Origin of the sequence: Micromonospora yasonensis, from assembly GCF_026013475.1 — a bacterium.
Lineage (GTDB): Bacteria > Actinomycetota > Actinomycetes > Mycobacteriales > Micromonosporaceae > Micromonospora > Micromonospora yasonensis.
In genome coordinates this window covers 1-22,428 of sequence record NZ_JAPDPH010000113.1, presented here as the reverse complement: position 1 = coordinate 22,428, position 22,428 = coordinate 1, and the positions used below count along the sequence as shown (strand labels likewise).

General features: G+C 73.0%; 23 protein-coding genes and 1 pseudogene. 8 read left to right on the top strand and 16 right to left on the bottom strand.

Annotated elements, in window-relative coordinates; translation table 11 throughout:
- Nucleotides 1–105: 105 nt before the first annotated feature.
- Both ONA70_RS21750 and ONA70_RS21745 read right to left on the bottom strand, forming a co-directional pair.
- On the bottom strand, nt 106–363 hold the full coding sequence (locus ONA70_RS21750) for a WhiB family transcriptional regulator (protein WP_073834718.1): 258 nt from the start codon (nt 361–363) through the stop codon (nt 106–108).
- A gap of 446 nt (nt 364–809) precedes the next feature.
- Entirely contained in the window at nt 810–1,760 is a 951-nt protein-coding gene (locus ONA70_RS21745) for a diacylglycerol/lipid kinase family protein (RefSeq protein WP_265008315.1), read from the bottom strand.
- A 50-nt stretch (nt 1,761–1,810) separates the two neighbouring features.
- Here ONA70_RS21745 and ONA70_RS21740 point away from each other — a divergent pair, with 50 nt between their 5' ends.
- Entirely contained in the window at nt 1,811–2,200 is a 390-nt protein-coding gene (locus ONA70_RS21740) for a hypothetical protein (RefSeq protein WP_406601227.1), read from the top strand.
- Between the two features lie 14 nt (nt 2,201–2,214).
- Here ONA70_RS21740 and ONA70_RS21735 read toward each other — a convergent pair whose 3' ends face one another.
- The 3 genes from ONA70_RS21735 to sodN form a co-directional block, all read right to left on the bottom strand.
- A complete protein-coding gene (locus tag ONA70_RS21735) occupies nt 2,215–2,622 on the bottom strand; it encodes an ATP-binding protein (protein ID WP_265008313.1) in 408 nt (135 codons plus the stop codon).
- Nucleotides 2,623–2,654: 32 nt separating this feature from the next.
- Nucleotides 2,655–3,110 carry a GNAT family N-acetyltransferase gene (locus tag ONA70_RS21730; protein WP_265008316.1) on the bottom strand — a complete coding sequence of 152 codons (456 nt, stop codon included), beginning with the start codon at nt 3,108–3,110 and terminating at the stop codon, nt 2,655–2,657.
- A gap of 65 nt (nt 3,111–3,175) precedes the next feature.
- Nucleotides 3,176–3,580: a superoxide dismutase, Ni gene (gene sodN, locus ONA70_RS21725; RefSeq protein WP_265008312.1), complete on the bottom strand. Its 405-nt coding sequence runs from the start codon at nt 3,578–3,580 to the stop codon at nt 3,176–3,178.
- An 84-nt stretch (nt 3,581–3,664) separates the two neighbouring features.
- On the opposite strand from sodN, the gene ONA70_RS21720 reads away from it, so the two are divergent.
- The 3 genes from ONA70_RS21720 (at nt 3,665) to ONA70_RS21710 (ending at nt 6,318) form a co-directional block, all read left to right on the top strand.
- A complete protein-coding gene (locus ONA70_RS21720) occupies nt 3,665–4,021 on the top strand; it encodes a S24/S26 family peptidase (protein WP_265008311.1) in 357 nt (118 codons plus the stop codon).
- Nucleotides 4,022–4,161: 140 nt separating this feature from the next.
- On the top strand, nt 4,162–5,337 hold the full coding sequence (locus ONA70_RS21715) for an NAD(P)-dependent malic enzyme (RefSeq protein WP_265008310.1): 1,176 nt from the start codon (nt 4,162–4,164) through the stop codon (nt 5,335–5,337).
- Nucleotides 5,338–5,355: 18 nt separating this feature from the next.
- Nucleotides 5,356–6,318: a zinc-binding dehydrogenase gene (locus tag ONA70_RS21710; RefSeq protein WP_265008309.1), complete on the top strand. Its 963-nt coding sequence runs from the start codon at nt 5,356–5,358 to the stop codon at nt 6,316–6,318.
- Nucleotides 6,319–6,341: 23 nt separating this feature from the next.
- On the opposite strand, the gene ONA70_RS21705 is transcribed toward ONA70_RS21710, so the two are convergent.
- The gene (locus ONA70_RS21705; RefSeq protein WP_265008308.1) at nt 6,342–7,304 is read right to left on the bottom strand and encodes an alpha/beta hydrolase family protein; all 963 of its coding nucleotides are present in this window, start codon (nt 7,302–7,304) and stop codon (nt 6,342–6,344) included.
- A 175-nt stretch (nt 7,305–7,479) separates the two neighbouring features.
- On the bottom strand, nt 7,480–8,418 hold the full coding sequence (locus ONA70_RS21700) for an alpha/beta hydrolase family protein (RefSeq protein WP_265008307.1): 939 nt from the start codon (nt 8,416–8,418) through the stop codon (nt 7,480–7,482).
- Between the two features lie 157 nt (nt 8,419–8,575).
- Between ONA70_RS21700 and ONA70_RS21695 the strand changes: the two genes are divergently transcribed.
- Nucleotides 8,576–8,749: a hypothetical protein gene (locus ONA70_RS21695; protein ID WP_265008306.1), complete on the top strand. Its 174-nt coding sequence runs from the start codon at nt 8,576–8,578 to the stop codon at nt 8,747–8,749.
- A gap of 467 nt (nt 8,750–9,216) precedes the next feature.
- On the opposite strand, the gene ONA70_RS21690 is transcribed toward ONA70_RS21695, so the two are convergent.
- The 4 genes from ONA70_RS21690 to ONA70_RS21675 form a co-directional block, all read right to left on the bottom strand.
- A complete protein-coding gene (locus ONA70_RS21690) occupies nt 9,217–10,329 on the bottom strand; it encodes an acetate/propionate family kinase (protein ID WP_265008305.1) in 1,113 nt (370 codons plus the stop codon).
- Nucleotides 10,326–12,392, bottom strand: coding sequence for a phosphate acetyltransferase (gene pta / locus ONA70_RS21685; protein ID WP_265008304.1), 2,067 nt, complete (start codon nt 12,390–12,392; stop codon nt 10,326–10,328). The genes ONA70_RS21690 and pta overlap by 4 nt, the downstream gene beginning before the upstream one ends.
- Before the next feature lie 72 nt (nt 12,393–12,464).
- Nucleotides 12,465–13,169: a hypothetical protein gene (locus ONA70_RS21680; RefSeq protein ID WP_265008303.1), complete on the bottom strand. Its 705-nt coding sequence runs from the start codon at nt 13,167–13,169 to the stop codon at nt 12,465–12,467.
- 129 nt (nt 13,170–13,298) lie between these two features.
- Nucleotides 13,299–13,802 (bottom strand): GNAT family N-acetyltransferase, encoded by a 504-nt coding sequence (locus ONA70_RS21675; protein WP_265008302.1) that lies wholly within the window; start codon nt 13,800–13,802, stop codon nt 13,299–13,301.
- 49 nt (nt 13,803–13,851) lie between these two features.
- Between ONA70_RS21675 and ONA70_RS21670 the strand changes: the two genes are divergently transcribed.
- Nucleotides 13,852–14,439, top strand: coding sequence for a TetR/AcrR family transcriptional regulator (locus ONA70_RS21670; RefSeq protein WP_265008301.1), 588 nt, complete (start codon nt 13,852–13,854; stop codon nt 14,437–14,439).
- 23 nt (nt 14,440–14,462) lie between these two features.
- On the opposite strand, the gene ONA70_RS21665 is transcribed toward ONA70_RS21670, so the two are convergent.
- The 5 genes from ONA70_RS21665 to ONA70_RS21645 form a co-directional block, all read right to left on the bottom strand.
- A complete protein-coding gene (locus ONA70_RS21665) occupies nt 14,463–14,642 on the bottom strand; it encodes a DUF6104 family protein (protein ID WP_089009804.1) in 180 nt (59 codons plus the stop codon).
- 91 nt (nt 14,643–14,733) lie between these two features.
- Nucleotides 14,734–18,447, bottom strand: coding sequence for a multifunctional oxoglutarate decarboxylase/oxoglutarate dehydrogenase thiamine pyrophosphate-binding subunit/dihydrolipoyllysine-residue succinyltransferase subunit (locus tag ONA70_RS21660; protein ID WP_265008300.1), 3,714 nt, complete (start codon nt 18,445–18,447; stop codon nt 14,734–14,736).
- Nucleotides 18,448–18,721: 274 nt separating this feature from the next.
- On the bottom strand, nt 18,722–19,534 hold the full coding sequence (locus ONA70_RS21655; RefSeq protein WP_265008299.1) for an ABC transporter permease: 813 nt from the start codon (nt 19,532–19,534) through the stop codon (nt 18,722–18,724).
- On the bottom strand, nt 19,531–20,469 hold the full coding sequence (locus ONA70_RS21650) for an ABC transporter ATP-binding protein (RefSeq protein ID WP_265008298.1): 939 nt from the start codon (nt 20,467–20,469) through the stop codon (nt 19,531–19,533). Before ONA70_RS21650 ends, ONA70_RS21655 begins: the two co-directional genes overlap by 4 nt.
- Nucleotides 20,470–20,630: 161 nt before the next feature.
- The gene (locus ONA70_RS21645; RefSeq protein WP_265008297.1) at nt 20,631–21,287 is read right to left on the bottom strand and encodes a hypothetical protein; all 657 of its coding nucleotides are present in this window, start codon (nt 21,285–21,287) and stop codon (nt 20,631–20,633) included.
- A 112-nt stretch (nt 21,288–21,399) separates the two neighbouring features.
- Between ONA70_RS21645 and ONA70_RS21640 the strand changes: the two genes are divergently transcribed.
- Nucleotides 21,400–22,185 (top strand): GNAT family N-acetyltransferase, encoded by a 786-nt coding sequence (locus ONA70_RS21640; RefSeq protein ID WP_265008296.1) that lies wholly within the window; start codon nt 21,400–21,402, stop codon nt 22,183–22,185.
- Nucleotides 22,182–22,428, top strand: a pseudogene (locus ONA70_RS21635) (lysophospholipid acyltransferase family protein); the annotation flags it as partial. The gene ONA70_RS21640 and the pseudogene ONA70_RS21635, both read left to right, overlap by 4 nt.

Below are 22,428 nucleotides of genomic sequence, written 5' to 3'. Positions count from 1 at the left end.
TCCAATGATCAAGAAGGGCGGCGACGGGGTATCGGGAGGTCATGGGTTACGGACAGCAGAACGCCCCGGCGGGCGACCCGGCCGGGGCGTGTAGCTGCGGTGCGATCAGGCGGAGTGAGCGCGCAGCACCCGGAGACCGCCGCGGCGCTTCACCGCGCGGCGCTCCTCCTCGCTCATCCCGCCCCAGACGCCGGCGTCCTGACCGGACTCCAGCGCCCACTGCAGGCACTGGTCGGTCACCGGGCAGCGCCGGCAGACGGCCTTGGCCTGCTCCACCTGCAGGAGGGCCGGACCGGACGTCCCGATCGGGAAGAACAGCTCCGGGTCCTCGTCGCGGCAGACGGCATCGTGGCGCCAGTCCATGGCGGCAACACTCCTCATTCTTTGTGGGTGGCCAGATAACGCTTCGTTGCTTTTCCTATATGCATCCGCATTGCCGATCCGTGACGGTCAGCATCCGTCAATTCGGCGCTGCGTGAGCAGGCTGCTGGGCCCCAAGACCTGCTGGAACAGCTCAACCTGCCGAGCATATCCAGGCAATGTCCCGGTAACACAAGTTCGCTTGTGAATACTTTCACGAACTACGCCGATGTCAAGGGTGGCGCTCGGAAAAACTCCGAACAGTGAGCGGGCTCACCACCCATTTGTCCGGGTTTGGGAGAGCTCTCGTTACCCGGCGTACCACAGTCGAGGATCAATATAGTAGAGTCTGGGTGACATTGCTGACATTTCCGGCCCTTCCCTTCGGTGTGGCGTGCCACGCGTACGCGCGGTAGGTCACCGCATCAACCGACGGGAGTACCCGAGACCTAGCAGATTACTCTCAGCGCGGCCGGAACGGATGTGAATCTGACTTTCTCCCGCTCGCCCAGGTAGTCCCCGTCGAGCTGGAACGCCTGCGGACGGGCCGAGAGCAGGGTGAACTCCGCCGTGTCGTGCAGCCGGAGCACCTGTTTTCCGTGCGGATCCGGCGTACGGGAGAAGAACTGGGTGACGGTGCGGGTGGTGCTCACCACCCTGAGTTGCCGGATCGCCAGCACGTCCAGCCCGAGGTCGAACGACGCCTCCGGGTTCGGGTTGATCTCCCGCTCACCGAGGTAGGTCCACGGCGCCGTGTTCTGGATGATGACCGTGGCCAGGTTCGCCTCGGCGGTCTCGCCGGGCCGTTCCAGCGTGATGGCGGGGTGCCGCCGGTCCGAGCCGAGGAAGTACTGAGCCGCCGTGGAGCGGAAGTAGAGCGCCGGCGTGGACACCCGGCCGTGCTTGCGGGCCTGCTCCACCCGCCGGATGACGGCCGCGTCGATGCCGAACCCGGCGCAGAAGGTGAAGTAGCGGTCGTCCGCCCGCCCGAGGCCGATGGTCCGCGACCGGCCCAGCCGCAGCCCCTCGAGGATCATGCTGGTCCCGTCCGGCCACTCCCTGGGCAGGCCGAGCGCGCGGGCGAAGACGTTGGTCGAGCCGCCCGGCACGGTGGCCAGCGCCGGCAGCCGCTCCGCCGGGGTGTTCCCGGTACGGAAGGTCGGCGGCTCGGCGGCCATCAGGCCGTTCACCACCTCGTTGACCGTGCCGTCGCCGCCCAGCGAGACCACCAGGTCGACGCCCTCCTCGGCGGCCTCCCGCGCCAGGTCCGTGGCGTGGCCCCGCCGGCGGGTGTACCGCACCGACAGGTCGACTTCACTGCGCAGCGCTCGGACCAGGACATCCCGGCTGCGCTCGCTGGTGGTGGTGGCCTTCGGGTTGACGACCAGGACGGCCCGCATGGGACGGCACTGTACCGCGCCTACCCACGGGTATCGTGGCGCCCGTGACGATCGACGCCGACGCCCACCCGCTGCCCACCACGCTCCACTGGGCCGTACGCCTGCTGCGCGCCGAGGCGGTCGCGCTCGGCCTGGTCGCGGTGTGGCTGATCTGGTCCGACCTGACCGCGCCCACCCACGACCTGGTCTCGGCGTTGCTGGTGACGGCGTTCGCGCTCGCCGGGGCGGCGGCGCTGTGGGCCCTCGGCGGCGCGCTGGCCCGCCGCCGGTCCGGCGGTCGGGCCCCGGCCATCGTGCTCCAGCTCATGCTGCTGCCGGTCGGCTGGTACATGATCCAGGGCGGCCTGGGCTGGCTGGGCCTGCCGCTGATGGCGCTCGGCCTCGGGGTGACCGCCCTGCTGGTCAGCACACCGACCAACCGCGCCCTCGGCTTCCACTGAGCCGCCGGGGCGGGTCAGTAACCGGAGGCGCGGCGGGTGAGCAGCGAGATGGTGGCGCGACCGTCGGCGGCGCGCGCCGAGGCCGCGGTGGTGAGCGCGGTGAGCACCTTCCAGGCGAAGGACGACTCGGCGGGAAGCGTCGCACCCCGCACGGTCGGCACGGTCACCTCGACCGTGAGCGCATCCTCGGTCACCGCGAACCGGCACTCCAGTTCGGCGTTGCGGGTGGCGATGGCGAGCAGCATCGCGCAGGCCTCGTCGACCGCGATGCGCAGGTCCTCGATCTCGTCGAGCGCGAACTGGAGCCGGGCCGCGAGGCCGGCCGTGGCGGTGCGGAGCACGCCGAGGTAGCCGCCGTCGGCGGGCACGGTGAGGTGCACCACGTCGTCGTCGATCGCCGGCTGGCCGGTCAGTTGAGTCACGCCTCATCCCCCCGGTGCGGGACTCTACCCGGTCAGGCGGGCGGTTGGGTGATCACGCCCGTCGCCCGCGCCGCGAGCTCGTGCAGTGCCGCCCCGGTGAGCCGGTACGGCACCCACTCCTCCATCGGGGTCGCGCCGATCGCGGCGTAGAAGCGGGCCGCCGGATTCCAGTTGATCATCCACCAGTCCAGCCGCCGGTAGCCGCGCTCGACGCAGATCGCGGCGAGGGTGGCGAGCAGCCGGCGGCCGGCCCCGGTGCCCCGGGCGGCCGGTCGGACGTACAGGTCCTCCAGGTAGATGCCGTGCACGCCCTCCCAGGTGGAGAAGTTGAGGAACCAGAGGGCGAAGCCGAGCGGCTGGTCCGCCGCGTCCACCGCGACGTGCCCGTACAGTGCCGGCGCTGAACTGAACAGCGCGGCGGTGAGCTGCTCCTCGGTGAGGTGGCACTGCTCGGGGGCCTTCTCGTAGTCGGCGAGTTCGTGCACCATCGCGACGACGGCCGGCACGTCCTCGGGACGCGCCGGCCGGATCGTCGGTGCCTGGTCGGTCAGGCTCACGCCTGCTTGGTCTCCCAGAAGATCTTCGAGATCTCATCGATCTTCGAGAGCAGCTCGTCGGCCTTGGCGGGGTCGGTCGCGCCCTTGGCGCCGGCCGCGCCGGCCAGCTTGGTGGCCTCGTTGAAGAGCTGGTGCAGGTGCGGGTACTTCTCGAAGTGGGCCGGCTTGAAGTAGTCGGTCCAGAGCACCCACAGGTGGTGCTTGACCAGCTCGGCCCGCTGCTCCTTGATGATGATCGCCCGGGTGCGGAACTCCGGGTCGGTGTTCGACTGGTACTTCTCGCAGATCATTTTGACCGATTCGGCCTCGATCCGGGCCTGCGCCGGGTCGTACACGCCGCACGGAAGGTCGCAGTGGGCGCTCGCGGTCACACGCGGCGTGAGGATGCGGGGAAGGCGCATCAGGTCCTCCATGGGATGTTTGCGATGATCGGAGACGACATTACTCCTGGACATGCTCCCCGGCGGGCGAGAGGTGAAACCCCGGTGCGTGCCGTGAACGGCCCCGGCGCGCCGGTGCTGCGCGGCCCGCTGGCGGCGGTGCTGGTCACCGGCCCGTCCATGGTCCCCACGCTGCGGCACGGCGACGCGGTGCTGGTGCGTACCGGGGGGCGGCCGGTGCGGGCGGGCGACGTCGTGGTCGCCGTCTTCCGCAGCCGCCCGGACCTGCTCGTGGTCAAGCGGGCGGTCCGTCCGCAGGACGGCGGCTGGTGGGTACGCGGCGACAACGACCTGGTCACCGACGACTCCCGGGCGTACGGGGTGGCCGACGTCCGGGGCCGGGTGGTGGCCCGGTACTGGCCCCGTCCCGGACTCGTCACCGGTCGGCGGCCACGGATATGACCCCGCTCACACCCGGCTACCGGGCGCGTGACTATGCTCGGAAAGTGCCCGGGTGACCCCCCGCACCACCGCCCCGCCGGCCGCAGACCATCGCGCGCCGAGCCGGCCGGTCCATCTGCTCGACAGATCCTGGAGTCACCATGTCTGCGTCCACGCCGGACCCCGCTGATCCCGTCTTCCGGCTGCACCTGGGGGGCAAGATGGCGGTCGCCTCGACCGTCCCGCTCACCAGCCGGGAGGACCTCTCCCTCGCGTACACCCCGGGGGTGGCCCGGGTCTGCGAGGCGATCGCCGCCGATCCCGACCTCGCCGACGACTACACCTGGGTGTCGCACACCGTCGCCGTGGTCACCGACGGCTCCGCCGTACTCGGCCTCGGCAACATCGGCCCGCGCGCGGCAATGCCGGTGATGGAGGGCAAGGCGGTGCTGTTCAAGCAGTTCGCGGGCGTGGACGCGGTACCGGTCTGCCTGGACACCCAGGACGTCGACGAGATCGTGGCGACGGTGCGGGCGCTCGCCCCCTCGTTCGGCGGGATCAACCTGGAGGACATCAGCGCCCCCCGCTGCTTCGAGGTGGAACGGCGGCTGGACGAGGCCCTGCCCATCCCGGTCTTCCACGACGACCAGCACGGCACGGCGATCGTGGTGCTGGCCGCGCTGCGCAACGCGGCGGCCCTGCTCAACCGCAAGCTGGGCGACCTGCGGGTGGCGGTCAGCGGGGCCGGCGCGGCCGGGGTCGCGGTGACCAAGATGCTGATCGCCGGCGGCGTCAACCCGGACCAGGTGGTGGTCTGCGACTCCAAGGGCATCATCGGGCGGCACCGCGAGCTGACCGGGACCAAGGCCGAGCTGGCCGAGACCACCAACGCCGAAGGCCGGCAGGGCGGCATCACCGAGGCGCTGCGCGACGCGGACGTCCTGGTCGGCGTCTCCGGCGGGCAGATCCCCGAGGCGGCGGTGGCCGGGATGGCCCCGGGCGGGATCGTGTTCGCGCTGGCCAACCCCACCCCCGAGGTGCACCCCGAGGTGGCCGCCCGGCACGTCGCGGTGGTCGCCACCGGCCGCAGCGACTACCCCAACCAGATCAACAATGTGCTCGCCTTCCCCGGGGTGTTCCGGGGCGCGCTGGACGCCCGGGCCACCCGGATCACCGACGGGATGAAGGTGGCCGCCGCGGACGCCATCGCCAACGTGGTCGCCGAGTCGCTGACCGCCGAGGCGATCGTGCCCTCCCCGCTGGACCCGCGGGTCGCCCCGGCGGTGGCCGAGGCGGTCGCCGAGGCGGCCCGCCGCGACGGGGTCGCCCGTCGCTGAATCGAGGGAAGGGTTACGGTGCCGATCATGCGTGCCGCCTATGCTTCGGCCTTCGACGCCGACAACCCGCTCGCCGCGCTCACCGTCGGCGACCGCCCCGAGCCGACCCGCCCGCAGGACGACTGGGTCACCGTGCAGGTACGGGCCAGCTCGCTCAACCACCACGACCTCTGGTCGCTGCGCGGGGTGGGCCTCACCGGCGACCAGCTCCCGATGATCCTCGGCTGCGATGCCGTCGGCACCGACCCGGACGGCAACCAGGTGGTCATCTACCCCGTGGTGCCCACCCCGGCCGACCCGCGCGGGATCTCCATCCTCTCCGAGCACTTCCCCGGCACCTTCGCCGAGCGGGTGGCCGTACCCCGGATGAGCCTGCTGCCGCTGCCGGACGGCCTGTCGCCCACCGACGCGGCCTGCCTGCCCACGGCCTGGCTCACCGCGTGGCGGATGCTGACCACCAAGGGCCGGGTGGACGAGGGCGAGTCGGTGCTGGTCCAGGGGGCCGGCGGGGGCGTGGCCACCGCGGCCGTCGCGCTCGGCGTCGCGCTCGGCAAGCGGGTGTACGCCACCAGCCGCGACGCCGCCAAGCGGGAGCGGATCGCCGAGCTGGGGGCGACCGCGCTGGAGCCCGGCGCCCGGCTGCCCGAGCGGGTCGACGTGGTGATCGAGACGGTCGGCGCGGCCACCTTCGACCACTCGCTGAAGTCGGCCGCCCCGATGGCCCGGATCGTGGTCTCCGGCGCCACCGCCGGGCACGAGCCCAAGGTCAACCTGCGTCGCGTCTTCGCCATGCAGCTGGAGATCCTGGGCACCTCGATGGGGAGCCCGGACGAGCTCACCGAGCTGCTCGCGTTCTGCGCCGAGCGCGAGGTGCGCCCGGTGGTGGACAGCGTGGTGCCGTTCAGCCGGATCGAGGAGGCCTTCGCGCGCCTCGCCTCCGGCGACGTCTTCGGCAAGGTCGTCATCGACCACACCGCCTGACGCCCGCTGCCCTGGACGGCCGCTCAGAGGTGGTCGTCCAGGGTGGCGAGGCCGCCCCGGGTGGCGTCGGCGGGGAGCCGGTTCTTCGCCGCCGCGTCGCCGTACAGGGTCCAGCGGAGGAACTCGACCGTGGTGTCGGCCACCACGCGTAGCGCCTTGCCGTCGCTGAGCAGGGCGCGGCCGTGGTCGCCCTTGGGCAGGCTGAGCATCGCCTTCGGCCAGGGCACCGCGTCGTAGACCGCCTTGCCGGCGGCGTAGCTCACCACCTCGTCGGCCTCGCCGTGGACGAAGAGTTGCGGCGCGGCCGCCCCGGCGAACCCGGTCCCGACGCCGAGCGCGGTGCCGGCGAAGACGATGCCGGCGTCCAGCCGTTCGTCCCGCCCGGCGGTGAAGAGCCCGACGGTGGTCACCCCGCCCGCGCTGTGTCCGGCGGCGGCCACCCGGTCCGGGGCCAGGTGCCCGCGCAGCGGGTCACCCGCCCTCCCGTCGAGGGCCAGCACCTGGGTCAGCGCGTACGACACGTCGGCCGGCTGGTTGAGCACGTCGAGCGGGTTGCCGTCGCCCCCGGTACCGGTGTGCGGGAACCTCGGGGCGGCCACCACGAACCCGGCCGCCGCCCAGCGGCTCAGCAGCAGCTGGTAGTCCTCCGGCCGGGCGCCCAGCCCGTGGCTGAACATCACCACCGGGAACCGCCCGGTCGCGGCCGGCGCGGACGGCTCCGGCGCGTCGCCCGCCGAGCCCCGGGCCGGGTACCAGACGGTCACCGGCAGGGGACGGTCGCCGTCGCGGTTCAACTTCAACTGGCGTACGCCGACCGCGAAGCTCTTCGTGGGCGCGTGCCCGGCGGGTACCCGCGGCGCGGGTGTGGTCGCCTTCGGCGGCGCCTCCGCGGCGGGTCGCCGCGGTGCCACGGTCCCGCCGGAGCAGCCGGCCAGGCCCACGCTGAGCAGGGCGGCGGTGACCAGGGCGGCATGGCGACGGAGCATGAGGACGATTCTGCCTCAGCGCGGCGGGCGGCCTGCCGCGCTCGCCCGGAGCGCCAGCCGCCCCGCAGCCACACCGCGATCCCGATCCGTCCGGCCAGCTCCCGCACCTCGTTGATCGCGTCCAACTGTCCTCGCGTCAACCCGTCCACGCGGCCGACCCTAGCCTCCGCCGCCGTCAGCCGGGCAGGGCGCGGGCGGTGAAGGCGGTGACGCCCGGAAGGGCCGCGTCGGCGCGGAGCCGGTGCAGGGCCGACCGGTCGTCGTAGAGGGTCCACCGGAGGAAGTCGATGGTGGTGGCCAGGACCTGGGCGAACCCGGGGCGGCCCGGGGCCAGATACTCGCCGTGGCCCTGCCCGGCCAGGCTCAGGAAGGCGGCCGGCCCGAGGCTGCGGGCGTACGCGGCCCGGCCCACCGACTCGGGCACGACCGGGTCCGCGGTGCCGTGCACGAACAGCAGCGGGGCGACCGGCCCGGCGAAGCTGCCGGCCAGTCCGCCGCCGGCGAGCACGATGCCGGAGCGCAGCCGCGCCGAGTGGCCGGAGGTGAACATGCCGGCCGTGGTGAAGCCGCCGGCCGAGTGCCCGGCGGCGGCGATCCGGGCGACGTCCAGGTGCCCGGCGAGCGGATCCCCGGGCCGGGTGTCGAGGCGTACCAGGTGACGGATCAGCCGCCACCCGTCGGCGGGCTGGTTGCGCACGTCCGCCCGGGTGAACTCCCGGGCCCGCAGGTTCGTCCGCGGAAACGTCGGCGCGGCCACCACGAACCCGGCCGCGGCCCACCGGCTGGTCAGCGGGGCGTGCAGCTCGGGGAGGCTGCGCAGGCCGTGGCTGTAGACGACCACCGGGAACCGGCCGGCGGCCACCGGGACCGCGGGCCGCACCACCGGGCCGTCCGGCGGGACCGGGACGGCGGGTTCCATCGGGTACCAGACGGTGATCGGCAGCGGCCGGGGACCGCCCGGGTCGAGGACGAACTGCCGTACGCCGACCGCGTACGCCCGCTGCGGGGCGGGCCGGGCGGCGTACGGGACCGGCTCCCCGGTCGCGGCGGTGGCCGGGCCGCAACCGGCCAGCAACGCCGACACCAGCGCGGCCACCAGCGGCTGCACCCTCATCCCTTCACGGTAAGGGCCGGGCGGGCGGCCCGGCCCCGCCGTCCGGACCGGGTGCCGCCACCACCCGGTCGGCGGGCGCCTCCACCGGGCGGATCGGGTTTCCGGCACCGGCCCGGCGGGGCCTCCGGGGTCGACCCGCTTCGCTATGGTCACGCGCATGGCTGAGAACTACACCGACCCGAGCGGCAACACCGCGCAGTTCCGCGCCTTCGTGGAATCGTCGCCCGATCCCGGTGCCGCCGCGCCGGCGCCGCCCCGGCTGCCGCTCATCGCCGGCATCGGCGCCGCCGTCGTGCTGGTCGTCCTGGTGGCCTGGCTCGCCCTGTCCTGAGCCTCGCGCCCCGGCGCCCCCTGGTGGCTCTCGGCGGGCATCGGCGCGATGCGCCCAGCGCCCAGCGCCCAGCGTCCGGCGCGATGCGTCTGGCGCCCAGCGCCGTGCGGCCGACGCCCGGCGCCGGCTTTCGGCATCCGGAGGCCAGCGCCCGGGCAGCCCGCAGCCGGCGCCAGTATGGGTCCAGGGACGCTGTCGACCTGATGTCGCAAACGACTCAGGGACGCTGCGGTCGGGAGCCCGGCCCCGCGCACTCGGCCCGGCGCTGGTCGCGTCGTTCCACCGACCGGCCGCCGACGGCCCCGGTGAGCGCCGATGGCCAGGTGAGCGCCGACCGTTCGGCGGGGTGCCCGGCGTTGTGGCCCGGCCGGTCGGCGAGTCGTTCGTGATGTCAGCTCGACAGGCGGCGACGACCCTTGCGCCCGGGCGTCGGGACACGCTGGTGCGGCCGCGCGACCGCGGCGGCCTCAGGACCGCAGCACGTCCCGGGTCTCCCGGGCGATCTCCCGCTCCTCGTCGGTGTTGATGACGCAGACGGTGACCTCGGCCCCGGCGGGGGAGATCAGCCGGTCGCCGCTGCCCGCGTTGCGGCCCGGGTCGACGCTGATGCCGAGCCGCTCCAGGCCGGCCAGCGACGCCTCGCGCACCGGCGCGGCGTGCTCGCCGACGCCGGCCGTGAAGGTGACCGCGTCGACCCGCCCGAGCAGGGCGTAGTACCCGCCCACGTACCCCTTGATCCGCCGGCAGTAGACGGCGAAGGCGAGCGCGGCCGCCGGGTCGCCGGCATCCCGGCGGGCCAGCACCTCGCGCATGTCGTTGACCCCGGTCAGGCCGAGCAGGCCGCTGCGATGGTTGAGCAGGTCGTCGATGTCGTCCACGGTCATCCCGGCCTCGCGGCGCAGGTGGAAGATGACCGTCGGGTCGAGGTCGCCACTGCGGGTGCCCATCACCAGGCCCTCCAGCGGGGACATCCCCATCGAGGTGGCCACGCTCCGGCCGCCCCGGACCGCGCAGGCGCTCGCCCCGTTGCCCAGGTGCAGGGTGATCGTGTTCAGCTCCGCGTACGGCCGGTTCAGCAGCTCGGCGGTGCGGCGGGAGACGTACGCGTGCGAGGTGCCGTGGAAGCCGTACCGGCGGATGCCGTACCGCTCGGCGGTCTCCCGGTCGATCGCGTAGGTGGCGGCTTCCTCGGGCAGCGTGTGGTGGAACGCGGTGTCGAAGACGGCGACCTGCGGGGTGTCCGGCAGCGCCTCCCGGGCCACCCGGATGCCGGCCAGGTTCGCCGGGTTGTGCAGCGGGGCGAGCGGGACGAGGTCCTCGATCGCGGCGATCACGGCGTCGTCGAGCCGCACCGGCGCGCTGAACGTTCGGCCGCCGTGCACCACCCGGTGCCCGACCCCGGCCAGGCCGTCCAGGTCGAGCCGCTCGATGATCTCCCGCACCGCGGTCTCGTGGTCGGCCGGCCCGCCGCCCGGTTCGCCGACCCGCTCGACGGTGCCCTTGTCCCGCACCTCGTCGCCGTCGTAGAGGCGGTACTTGACCGACGAGGACCCGCAGTTGAGGACGAGGATGCGGCTCACGAGGACTCCCCGGCGGCGGCCTGGATGGCGGTGATCGCCACGGTGTTGACGATGTCCGGCACGGTGGCGCCCCGGGACAGGTCGTTGACCGGCCGGCGCAGGCCCTGCATGACCGGACCGACCGCCACCGCGCCGGCCGAGCGCTGCACCGCCTTGTACGTGTTGTTGCCGGTGTTCAGGTCCGGGAAGATGAACACCGTGGCCCGCCCGGCCACCGGGCTGTTCGGCAGCTTGGTGGCCGCGACCTGCGGGTCGATCGCCGCGTCGTACTGGATCGGGCCCTCCACCAGCAGCTCCGGCCGGCGTTCCCGGACCAGCTTGGTGGCCGCCGCGACCTTCTCGACGTCGGCGCCGCTGCCGGAGTCGCCGGTCGAGTACGACAGCATCGCCACCCGGGGTTCGATGCCGAACCGGGCGGCCGTGTCGGCCGAGGAGATGGCGATGTCGGCGAGCTGGGCGGCGTCCGGGTCCGGGTTGACCGCGCAGTCGCCGTAGACCAGCACCCGGTCGGCGAGCAGCATGAAGAAGACACTGGAGGCGACCGAGACGCCCGGCACGGTCCGGATGATCTCGAACGCCGGCCGGATGGTGGCCGCCGTGGTGTGCGTGGCGCCGGAGACCATGCCGTGCGCCCGGCCCGTCTGCACCATCATCGTGCCGAAGTAGTTGGGCTGGGCCACGATGTCGTACGCCAGGTCGACCGTGGCGCCCCGGTGCGCGCGCAGCTTCGCGTACTCCAGGGCGAACTCGTCCCGCCACTCGCTGGTCGCCGGGTCGACCACCTGGGCGTCGCCGACGTCGATGCCCAGCTCCCGGGTCCGCCGGGCGACCTCGTCGGGACGGCCGAGCAGGGTCAGGTCGGCCACCCCCCGGCGTAGCAGGACCTCCGCCGCCCGCAGGATGCGTTCCTCCGTGCCCTCGGGCAGCACCAGCCGGCGGCGCTGCGCCCGGGCCCGGTCGATCAGGTCGTTCTCGAACATCAGCGGAGTGACCCGCGCGGAGCGGCTGACCCGCAGCCGGCGGGCCAGGTCGACGGTGTCCACACAGCGTTCGAAGGCGCCGAGCGCGGCCTCCACCTTGCGCGGGTTCGCCACGCTGGGCCGGCCCTCGATGTGGCTGGACGCCTCGACCGTGGCGTAGCTGTCGCTGGTCACGGAGAGCACGGCCAACCCGGTGTTCAGCCGTTCGAACAGCCGCGTCGCCCGCGGGTCGGGCTGCTCGCCGAGGGTCAGCACCAGCCCGGCCAGGGAGACCTGACCGGCCACGTGCGCCGCGCCGGCCGCCACCAGCAGGTCGGCCCGGTCGCCCGGGGTGATCACCAGGGCCCCGTCGGTCAGGTGTTCCAGCAGGGTGGGGACGTGCGCCGCGCCCACCACATAGTCGAGCACGTCCCGCTCCAGCGCCGCCTGGTCACCGGAGAGCAGGGTGGCGCCGAGCGCCGCCGCCACCTCGGCCACCGTCGGCGCCGACACGGCCGGCACCTCCGGGATCACGTACGCGGGTACGGGCAGCTCGGGCAGGGTCATCGGCTCGGGCACCCGGTTGGCGACCACCGCCACCACGGTCGCCCCCAGGTCGGTCAGGTCGTGGTACGCCCCGCGGACCGTCGCCGCGATCGCCTCGGGCTCCTGCCCGAACCCGTCGACCACGGGCACCACCACGCTGCCGAACTCGGTGGCCAGCCGGGCGTTGAAGGCCAGCTCGCGCGGGCCGGCGCCGTCCCCGTCGGCGAAGTCGCTGCCCACCACGACCACCGTCGGGCAGCGCCGCTCCACCTCCCGGTAGCGGGCCACGATCCGGGAGATCAACTCCTCCCGCCGCCCGTCCGCCACCAGCGCGGTGGCCTCGGCGTACGTGGAGCCGTGCAGCTCGTCGACCGGTAGCTCGACCCGGTAGCGCTCGGTGAGCAGGGCGAGGATCTGGTCCGGACTCCGGCCCGCGACCAGCGGCCGGAACGCGCCGATCCGCTCGACCTGACGGGACAGCAGCTCGGCCAGCCCGAGCGCGACCGTCGACTTGCCCCCGCCCGACCCCACGCTGGTCAGGTACACGCTGCGCGCCACGACCTCACGCTACAAGATCGCACCGTACCTCGCCCGGGTCCTTGGGCCCGGGGCCGACGGCCCGTTCCGCGGTCACGAGGGTGCCGGCGCGGCCGGCCCGGTGGCCGGTTCGGACACCACGTCGGCCGGCTCGGCGGCGCGGAACAGGGCGTCGCTCTTCGCCACCCACGCCGCCCCGAAGGCGAACACGGCGATCGTCTCGCACCACAGCACCGGCTTGAGCGTGTGCCGCAGGTCCGCGGACAGTTGCGTGCTCGCCAGCGCGACCGCGATCGCCACCAGGATGAGCGCGCCACAGCCCCGGTAGAAACGCAGGGCCGACGGGCTCGGTGGCAGGCCGGCCCGGTCCGGGCGGGTGAAGAGGAAGAGGCAGAAGACGGCGAGGAGCAGGAAGAGCGCCCCGGCGGCGGCCTGGTGCACCACGCCGACCGTTCGATCGCTGTGGCTGGTGGTGCCGGCGGGCGCGCCGACCGTGGTGGGGAAGAGGGCCACCACGATCGCCAGGACGCCGGCGACGGTGCCCAGCGCGTCGTCCGGCCGGCGGTACCGGTAGGCGATGAGGAACACCCCGACGGCGCACAACGAGCCGACGAAGACGTCCCGCATCTCGGTGTGGTAGTACCCGCTGAGCGAGTCGAGCAGGGTGAACCGGCGGGCGACGATCAGGTGGCCGACCACCAGCACGATCGGCAGTGCGATGCCGACGGATCCGATGCCGAGGCGCAGGTGGCGGACGGTCACCGCGTCCTGCGGCGGCTTGCGGGGCTCGGGGTTCATCTCCGCCTCCCTGGCGTCGGGCGGCGTGTGGTCCGGCGTGTCCTCGTCGGACCCTGGACGCTGCTCTCCAGTGGACGCCACCGCCGGGGACCGCGTCAACGGCCGGCGCGCCCACCGCGGATCAGGACGTCATCCGTCGGCCGGCTCCAACTCCCTTTCGTACACCTGCCCGGTCAGGTCCGTGCCGAAGCTGTGGTGGGGTTCCTCGCGGATCAGCCGGAAGCCACGGGAGAGGTAGATCCGACGGGCGGCGACCAGGGGGTGATTGGTCCAGAGCCGCATCCGGGTGTAGCCCGCCCGCCGGGCGAAGGCGAGGCACTCGTCGACCAGCCGGCCGCCGAGGCGCCGTCCCCGGGCCGCGGGGTCGACCAGCAGGATCCGCAGCTGCGCCGTCCGGTCGTCCGCCGCCACGCAGAAGACGCAGCCCACCCGTTCACCGTCGAGCTCGGCGATCCACGCGGCCTCCCGGGCCGGGTCGTGGTCGGCCGCGTAGTCGGCGACGATCCGCGCCACGAGCGCCTCGAAGCTGGTGTCCCAGCCGAACTCGGCGGCGTACAGCTCGCCGTGGGCCAGCACCACCCAGCCGAGGTCACCGGGACGGTCCAGCGGACGAATGAGGATCTCCTCGCTCATCGATACCCCTCCAGAACTGAAACAGTCGTTTCAGTGGCAGAGTAGCGCCGTGAGCCAGCACGAGCGACCCCCCAGCGCCCGCCGCGAAGAACTGCTGGAGCGGGCGTACGGGTACGCGATGGAGCACGGGCTGGCGGAGCTGTCCCTCCGCCCGCTCGCCACCGCCATCGGATCCAGCCCCCGGGTCCTGCTCTTTCTCTTCGGCTCGAAGGAGGAGCTGATCCGGGCCCTGCTCGCCCGGGCCAGGTCCGACGAACTGGCCGCGCTCCGACAGGTCCGCGCGGCGGGGGGCCCGGACGACTTCGCGGCGGCGGTACGGGCGACCTGGGGCTGGCTCGTGGATCCCGCCCACCGCCCGATGCTGGTGCTGTGGGCCCAGGCGTACGCCCGCTCGCTCAGCGAGCCGGACGGACCGTGGGCGGGATTCGCCCGCCAGACGGTGGCGGACTGGCTCGGGCTGCTCGCCGAGGTCCAGGGTGGGGTCGACGGCGGCCACGACACCGGCGACCGGGATCCGTCCCTCGGCGTGGCTGTGCTGCGCGGTGCCCTGCTCGATCTGCTGGCCACCGGCGACGCCGAGCGCACGACGGCGGTCGTCGAGCGGTACCTGCGCCTGATCGTGGCGGCGGCCCGCTGAACCCGGGCCGCGCGGGCACCGAGCTACTCGTCGTCCTCGTCGTCCAGCCGGGCCAGCCAGGTGGCGAAGCGCTCGATCGGCGTCTCGAACTCGGGGTTCAGGTCGACGAAGTCGCGCAGCCGTTCGCCCAGCCACTCCAGGCTGACCTGCTCGTCGCCCCGGCGCTCGACCAGCTCCTCGATGCCACGGTCGGTGAAGTACACGGTTCGTCCTCTCGGGAAACGGGGCCGCCACACGGAGGCGGGGCAGCGGCCGTCGTGCGGTCGCTGCCCCGGTGCTCGCGGTGCGGTCAGGTCACGGGCGGGGGAGAGCCGCCTCGATCAGCGCGTTCTGCTCGACCTCGTGCATCTTCGCCGAGCCGACGGCCGGAGCGGCGGCGGCCGGGCGGGAGATGCGGCGCAGCCGGACCTCGGGCAGGTGCTCCAGCAGGTTGAGCGCGACGAACGACCAGGAACCCTGGTTGGCCGGCTCCTCCTGGACCCAGGCGAAGTCCTCGGCGTTCGGGTACTGCGCCAGCGCGGCCCGGACCTCCTCGACGGGCAGCGGGTAGAGCTGCTCCATCCGGATGATCGCGGTGTCGGTGACGCCCCGCTCCTGCCGGGCCTGGAACAGGTCGTAGTAGACCTTGCCCGAGCAGAGCAGCACCCGCTTCACCTGCTCCGGCGCCGGGGCGGCGGTGTCCGCCAGGACCGGCTGGAAGGTGCCCGTGGTGAAGTCCTCCACCGGCGACACGCAGAGCTTGTGCCGCAGCAGCGACTTCGGCGTGAACACCACCAGCGGCTTGCGCTTCGACGACAGGGCCTGGCGGCGCAGCAGGTGGAAGTAGTTCGCCGGGGTGGTCGGGATGGCCACCCGCATGTTGTCCTCGGCGCACAGCTGGAGGAACCGCTCCGGGCGGCCGGAGGTGTGGTCCGGGCCCTGGCCCTCGTGGCCGTGCGGCAGCAGCAGGGTGACGGCGGAGCGCTGGCCCCACTTCACCTCGCCGGAGGAGATGAACTCGTCGATCACCGACTGGGCCCCGTTGACGAAGTCGCCGAACTGGGCCTCCCAGCAGACCAGCGCGTTGACGTTCTCCACCGAGTAGCCGTACTCGAAGCCCATCGCCGCGTACTCGGAGAGCAGCGAGTCGTGCACGAAGAAGCGGGACCGCTCGCCGTCGGCGGTGAGCGACTTCAGCGGCAGGTAGTCGTCGCCGGTCTTCGCGTCGACGATCGAGGCGTGCCGCTGGACGAAGGTGCCGCGGCGGGAGTCCTGGCCGGCGAGCCGGACGGTCACCCCGTCGTGCAGCAGCGAGCCGAACGCGATGATCTCGCCGTAGCCCCAGTCGATGTTGCCCTCGACGGACATCTTCGCCCGCCGGTCGAGCAACTGCTGGATCCGCTTGTGCGGGGTGAAGCCCTCCGGCAGGTTGACGTGCGCCTCGCCGATCGCCTTGACGACCGCGGCTTCGGTGGCGGTCTCGACCAGCGGCTCCGGCTCCACCAGCCGCGGCGGCCGGCTGAGCTGGCGCGGCGTGGTCGCGGCGTCCCGGGTGGCCTTGAAGACCCGCTCGAGCTGCGACTGGTAGTCGCGCAGCAGCTCCTCCGCGTCCTCCACGGTGATGTCACCCCGCCCGATGAGCTCCTCGGTGTAGAGCTTCCGGACCGACCGCTTCGAGTCGATGATCTGGTACATCTGCGGGTTGGACATCGACGGGTCGTCGCCCTCGTTGTGCCCGCGCCGGCGGTAGCAGACCATGTCGATCACGACGTCCTTGTTGAACGCCTGCCGGTACTCGAAGGCGAGCCGGGCCACCCGTACGACGGCCTCGGGGTCGTCGCCGTTCACGTGGAAGATCGGCGCCTGGATCATCCGGGCCACGTCGGTGCTGTAGAGGCTGGACCGGCTGTACTCCGGGGCGGTGGTGAAGCCGACCTGGTTGTTGACCACCACGTGCACCGTGCCGCCGGTGCGGTAGCCGCGCAGCTGCGACAGGTTCAGCGTCTCGGCGACCACACCCTGGCCGGCGAAGGCGGCGTCGCCGTGCACCGCCAGCGGCAGCACGGTGTAGCCCTCCAGCTTGAGGTCGATCCGGTCCTGCTTGGCCCGGACGATGCCCTCCAGCACCGGGTCCACGGCCTCCAGGTGCGACGGGTTCGCCACCACCGACACCTTGACGGCGTGCGCGCCGTCGGGGGTGGTGAACTTGCCGTTCTGGCCGAGGTGGTACTTCACGTCGCCCGAGCCCTGGGTCGAGCGCGGGTCGAGGTGCCCCTCGAACTCGGAGAAGATCTTCTCGTACGGCTTGCCGACGATGTTGGCCAGCACGTTGAGCCGGCCACGGTGGGCCATGCCGATGACGACCTCGTCGAGCCCGGCCTCGGCGGAGGACTCCAGCACCTCGCCGAGCAGCGGGATCAGCGACTCGCCACCCTCCAGCGAGAAGCGCTTCTGGCCGACGTACTTGGTCTGCAGGAAGGTCTCGAACGCCTCGGCGGCGTTGAGCCGGTTGAGCACGTGCTTCTGCTCGTCCGTGGTCGGCTTCTCGTACTTGCGCTCGACCCGTTCCTGGAGCCAGCGCCGCTCCTCCGGGTCCTGGATGTGCATGTACTCGATGCCGACCCGGCGGCAGTACGAGTCGCGCAGCACGCCGAGGATCGAGCGCAGCTTCATCCGCTGCTTGCCGGCGAAGCCGTTCACCGGGAAGACCCGGTCCAGGTCCCACAGGGTCAGCCCGTGCTGGAGGACGTCCAGGTCCGGGTGCTTGCGGATCTTGAACTCCAGCGGGTCGGTGTCGGCCATCAGGTGGCCGCGCACCCGGTACGCGTGGATCAGCTCGTGCACCCGCGCGGTCTTGTTGATCTGGCCCTCGGAGTCGACGGCCACGTCCTGCATCCAGCGCACCGGCTCGTACGGGAGGCGCAGCGAGGTGAAGACCTGGTCGTAGAAGCCGCGCTCGCCGAGCAGCAGCTCGTGCATCACCTTCAGGAACTCGCCGGACTGGGCGCCCTGGATGATCCGGTGGTCGTAGGTGCTGGTCAGCGTGATGATCTTGCTGACCGCCAGCTCGGCCAGGGTCGCCTCGCTCATGCCCTGGTACGGCGCCGGGTACTCCATCGCGCCGACACCGATGATGGCGCTCTGGCCCTGCATCAGCCGGGGGATCGAGTGGACCGTGCCGATGCCGCCCGGGTTGGTCAGCGAGATGGTGGTGCCGGCGTAGTCCTCCATGGTCAGCTCGTTGCGGCGGGCGCGCCGGACCACGTCCTCGTACGCCTGCCAGAACTGCCGGAAGTCCATCTGCTCGCAGCCCTTGATGGAGGGCACCACCAGGTTGCGCGAGCCGTCGGGCTTGGCCAGGTCGATCGCGATGCCCAGGTTGACGTGCTCCGGGCGGACCATCGCCGGCTTGCCGTCGACCTCGGCGTAGGAGTTGTTCATCTCCGGGTGCTCGACCAGCGCCCGGACCATCGCGTAGCCGATGAGGTGGGTGAAGCTCACCTTGCCGCCGCGGCCGCGGGCCAGGTGGTTGTTGATGACGATGCGGTTGTCGACCAGCAGCTTCGCCGGGACGGCCCGGACACTGGTCGCGGTCGGCACGGAGAGCGAGGCGTCCATGTTTTGGACGATCTTGGCGGCGACCCCGCGCAGCGGAGTGGTGCCGGCGGCGCTCGCGGTCGGGGCCTTGGCGGCCGGCTTCGCCGGGGCGGCCTTGGCGGCCGGCTTCTCCGCCGGCTTGGCGGCGGGCTTGGCCGGGGCGGGGGCGGGCTTGGCGGCCGGCTGCTGGGTGACGGTGGCGACCGCCTCCTGCTGCTCGGCGGGCTCCGGCTTGGCGGCCGGCTTGGCCTGGCCGTCGGGGCGCGGGGTGGCGGCGCCGGGGGCGGGTCGGTAGTCGGCGAAGAAGTCGTGCCAGGCCGAGTCGACGCTCGAGGGGTCGGCGAGGTAGCGCTGGTACATCTCCTCGACGATCCACTCGTTCGGGCCGAAACCCGCCAGTGGGTTCTCCTGCGAAGTCTGCTGGGTCGACACGGCCGCTAATCGCCTCTTTCACGCGGGTTCGTAATGTCACGCGGTGTCATCCCGTGCCCGGATAGGGGCACGCGGAAGACGGCTCCCAGGCTACGCCGTACGAATGGCGCAGGCATTCTCGCCTCCGCCTGGTGTTCCGTTTCACAGAAGATGCCAGAAGCTCGGCAAACCCTGCGTGTTGTGCCAACTCCTGATAGGCGCCAACTCCTGGCGAGCGACGGCCCCGGTCGGTGACGCGGGGTCACCGGCCGGGGCCGTTCGTCGGGCGGGCGGCTCAGGCGATGTCGCGCCGCCGGGTGATCAGGACGCCGGCGGTCCCACTGACCACGGCGTAGCCGGTCAGCACGAGCGCGCCCACCCACCAGGCCGGGGTGAACTGGCTCGGTTCCCCGCTGATCATCACCTGGGAGGCGACGGCTGGCCAGACGACCTGCCACTTCACCACGGCCTCGCTGTCGAGCCAGTTGGAGAGCAGGAAGAAGAGCAGCTGCACGACCTGGGTGCCGACCAGGTAGAGAACCGCCGCGGTGATCACCGCGCCGAGTTGGTTGGGGATCAGCGTCCCGATGCCGACGCCCAGGATCGTCCAGATCGCGTACGCCAGCAGGTTGAACAGCAGCGCCCGGTGTACCTCCCACTCGCCGAGCTGGGTGCCGTGGCCGTCCAGGGACAGGAAGGCCGCGCCGGCGATCAGGTCGACCACCGTGGTGGCCAGCCAGAAACCGAAGCCGAGCAGGGACGCGGCGCCGAGCTTGCCGAGGATGACCGAGGTGCGGCGCGGCGTGGTCAGGAAGGTGGTGGTCGCCGTCTGGTGGAAGAACTCGTTGGTGACCATCAGGATGCCGATCAGCATCACGAAGAGCAGCCCGAGGTACTGCCCGGAGGTGTAGAGACCGGCCGCCTGGGCCGGTGCGCTCGCCTGCGCGCCGCTGACGCCGACCTCCTCGCCCCGGCCGCTCAGGACGGTGTGGGCGAGCCAGGCGTTCACCGCGAAGGCCAGGGCGGTGGCGACGAAGGCCCCGATGCCCAGCAGCCACCAGGTGCTGGTGGTACGGATCTTGAGCAGCTCGGATCGGACCAGGTTCATCGGATCTCCGCCTTTCCGGCCGTCAGTTCGAGGAAGACCCCCTCCAGGTCGGGGCGCTCGGTGGTCAGCTCGTGCAGCTCCACCTTGGCGGCCAGGGCCACCCGGCCGACGGTCGGGGCGTCCGCCCCGGTCACCAGCAGCGCGCCGTGCCCGTCGGCGTCCACCGTGGCCGACTGCTCGCGCAGCGCGGCGGTCAGCTCCTCGGCCTGCGGGGTGCGCACCCGCACCCGCCCGCCGTGCGCGATCGAACCGATCACCTGGTCGACCGGGCCCTGCCGGACCAGCCGGCCGGCCGCGATGATTACCACGTCGTCGGCGAGCAACTGCATCTCGGAGAGGAGGTGGCTGGAGACCAGGACGGTGCGGCCCTCGGCGGCCAGCCCCTTGAGGAAGCCGCGCATCCAGCGGATCCCCTCCGGGTCGAGGCCGTTGGCCGGCTCGTCCAGGATCAGCACCTGCGGGTTGCCGAGCATCGCGGCGGCGATCCCGAGCCGCTGCTTCATGCCCAGCGAGTAGCCCTTGAACTTGCGGTTCGCCGCCGGGGTCAGCCCGACCAGCGCGAGCGCCTCGTCGGCCCGCTGCCGGGGCAGCCCGGCCGCCGCGCAGATCACCCGCAGGTGGTTGATCCCGGTACGGCCCTTGTGTGCGCTGGACGCCTCCAGCACCGCGCCGACCGAGCGCAGCGGGTCGGCGAGGTCGGCGTACCGGTGGCCGCCGATGGTGGCCTCGCCGGCCGTCGGGGTCACCAGGTTGAGCAGCATGCGCAGGGTGGTCGTCTTGCCGGCACCGTTCGGGCCGAGGAAGCCGGTCACCCGGCCGGGTTGGACGGTGAAGGACAGATTGTCGACCGCCCGGACGTTCTTGTACTGCTTCGTCAGTCCGGACACCACGATCTGGCCGGTCCCGGCGCTGGGGCTCCACTGCCCGTCGGACATCGTTCTCCTCTCCTGCCACGGCGCGCGGGCGCGCCGGTGGGGGCGCCGTTGCGGGGCGCCGTGGCACAGCCTGGCAACCGTAGGCAAGCGGGTCAATCAGGCGGGACGCGTACCTCCTCCTCCCGCTGGGGCAGGAGGCGGTCATCCTGAGGGAGGAGAGATCAGGCCGCGGGCAGCGCGATCCAGGTGGCCCGGGCGTACCCGAGCAGCCCGCCGTCCGGGCCGTAGAGGCTGGAGTGGACCTCGGCCTTGCGCCCCTCGCCGCCGACCATCGCGCCGGTCACCACGCACTCGTCGCCGGGGGCCGGCAGCGCCCGGACCACCGCGGCGATCCGGCCCAGGACGTACGGGCGGCCGGGGGCGATCACCGCCCAGCCGCCGGGGCAGTCCAGCGCGGCCCAGACCGTCGCCGGCACCACCTCGGCCGGGGCGCGGAACGGTGCGGCGGTCCGCCCGTCCGGCAGCCGGCCGGGGAAGATCCGCAGTCCGTCGGGGTTCTGCGGGCCGCAGACGTAGCAGCCGGGGAAGGGGTGCTCCACCAGCCCGGGGTACGCCCGCGCGGCCGCCTCGGCGGTCGGCCGGTCCACCGGCGGCACCACGGCGGTGAACTCGTCGACCGGGCGTACCTGGGCGATCACCTGGCCGTCCGGGTCGCGGATCTCGTCGCCGACGGCGGTCAGCGGGGTCTCCAGCGGCGGGGGCTTGCGGAGGGTGACCTCCACCGGCCCCCGGGCGTCGACCGCCGCCGCGAACACGCCGGCACTCCACCCGCCGTTGCCCGACCCGGTCGGCCCGTGGAACCGCGACTCGATGATCATGCAATCCTCCCGCGCTCTGCCCGGCAGCCTGCCACGCGAGTGTCGGCCGGCGTTCACCGGATCGACGCTCCTCGTCACCGGGGACGGCAACCGCGCCCCTTACACAGGTCCCATGGCCGTTCTGCACGCCGCTGGCGCACCCCTCACGACCAGCGGATACACCCTGCTGATCGCCGACGACCCAGCCCTGGTCGCGGCCGCGCAACGCCTGCGTCACGAGGTGTTCGCCACCGAACTCGGCGCCGCCCTGCCCGCGGACGCCGCCGGGCTCGACACCGATGAGTTCGACGCCCACTGCGACCACCTGGTGGTGCTGCGGGAGGGCACCGACGAGGTGGTCGGCACGTACCGGCTGCTGCCGCCGGGGCGTACCGACGGCCGCTACTCGGACACCGAGTTCGACCTGACGGCGCTGGCCCCGCTCCGCGACGACCTGGTCGAGGCCGGCCGCTCCTGCGTGCACCCGGACCACCGCTCGGGCGCGGTGATCAACCTGATGTGGGCCGGCATCACCCGCTACCTGCACCTGCGCGGGTCGCGCTGGCTCGGCGGCTGCGCCTCGGTGCCGGTGGCCGACGGCGGTACCGCGGTCGCCGAGGTCTGGTCGCAGGTCACCGCCCGGCACCTGGCACCGCCCCCGCTGCGGGTGACGCCCCGTCGGCCGTGGTTCGGCGAGGCGCCGGCCGCCGCCGACCCCGCCCCCGCCCCCGCCGACCCGGCCGCGCGCCGCGCGCTGGTCCCGCCGCTGCTCCGCGGTTACCTGCGGCTCGGCGCCTGGGTCTGCGGCGAGCCGGCGTACGACCCGGACTTCGGCTGCGCCGACTTCTACGTGCTCTTCTCCCTGGACCGGTTGAACCCCCGTTACCTGCGGCACTTCCTCGGCGGGGAGCCGGCGTGAGCACCCCCGACCTGTGGCGGCCCACCTCGGGCTGCGGCCCGGAGTGCCTGCCCGGCGGCACCGGCTCGACCCGGTCGGCGGCCCGTCGGGCGGTACGGCTGCTGGCGGTGGCCGGAATGCTGCTGGTGGGCGCCGGGCTGGCCGTGATCCTGCCGGTGCTGCCGGCCCGGGACCGGCAGGCGGCGCTCCGCCGCTGGGCCCGCGGCACGCTGCGCGCCCTGGGCGTACGCCTGGCGGTCCGCG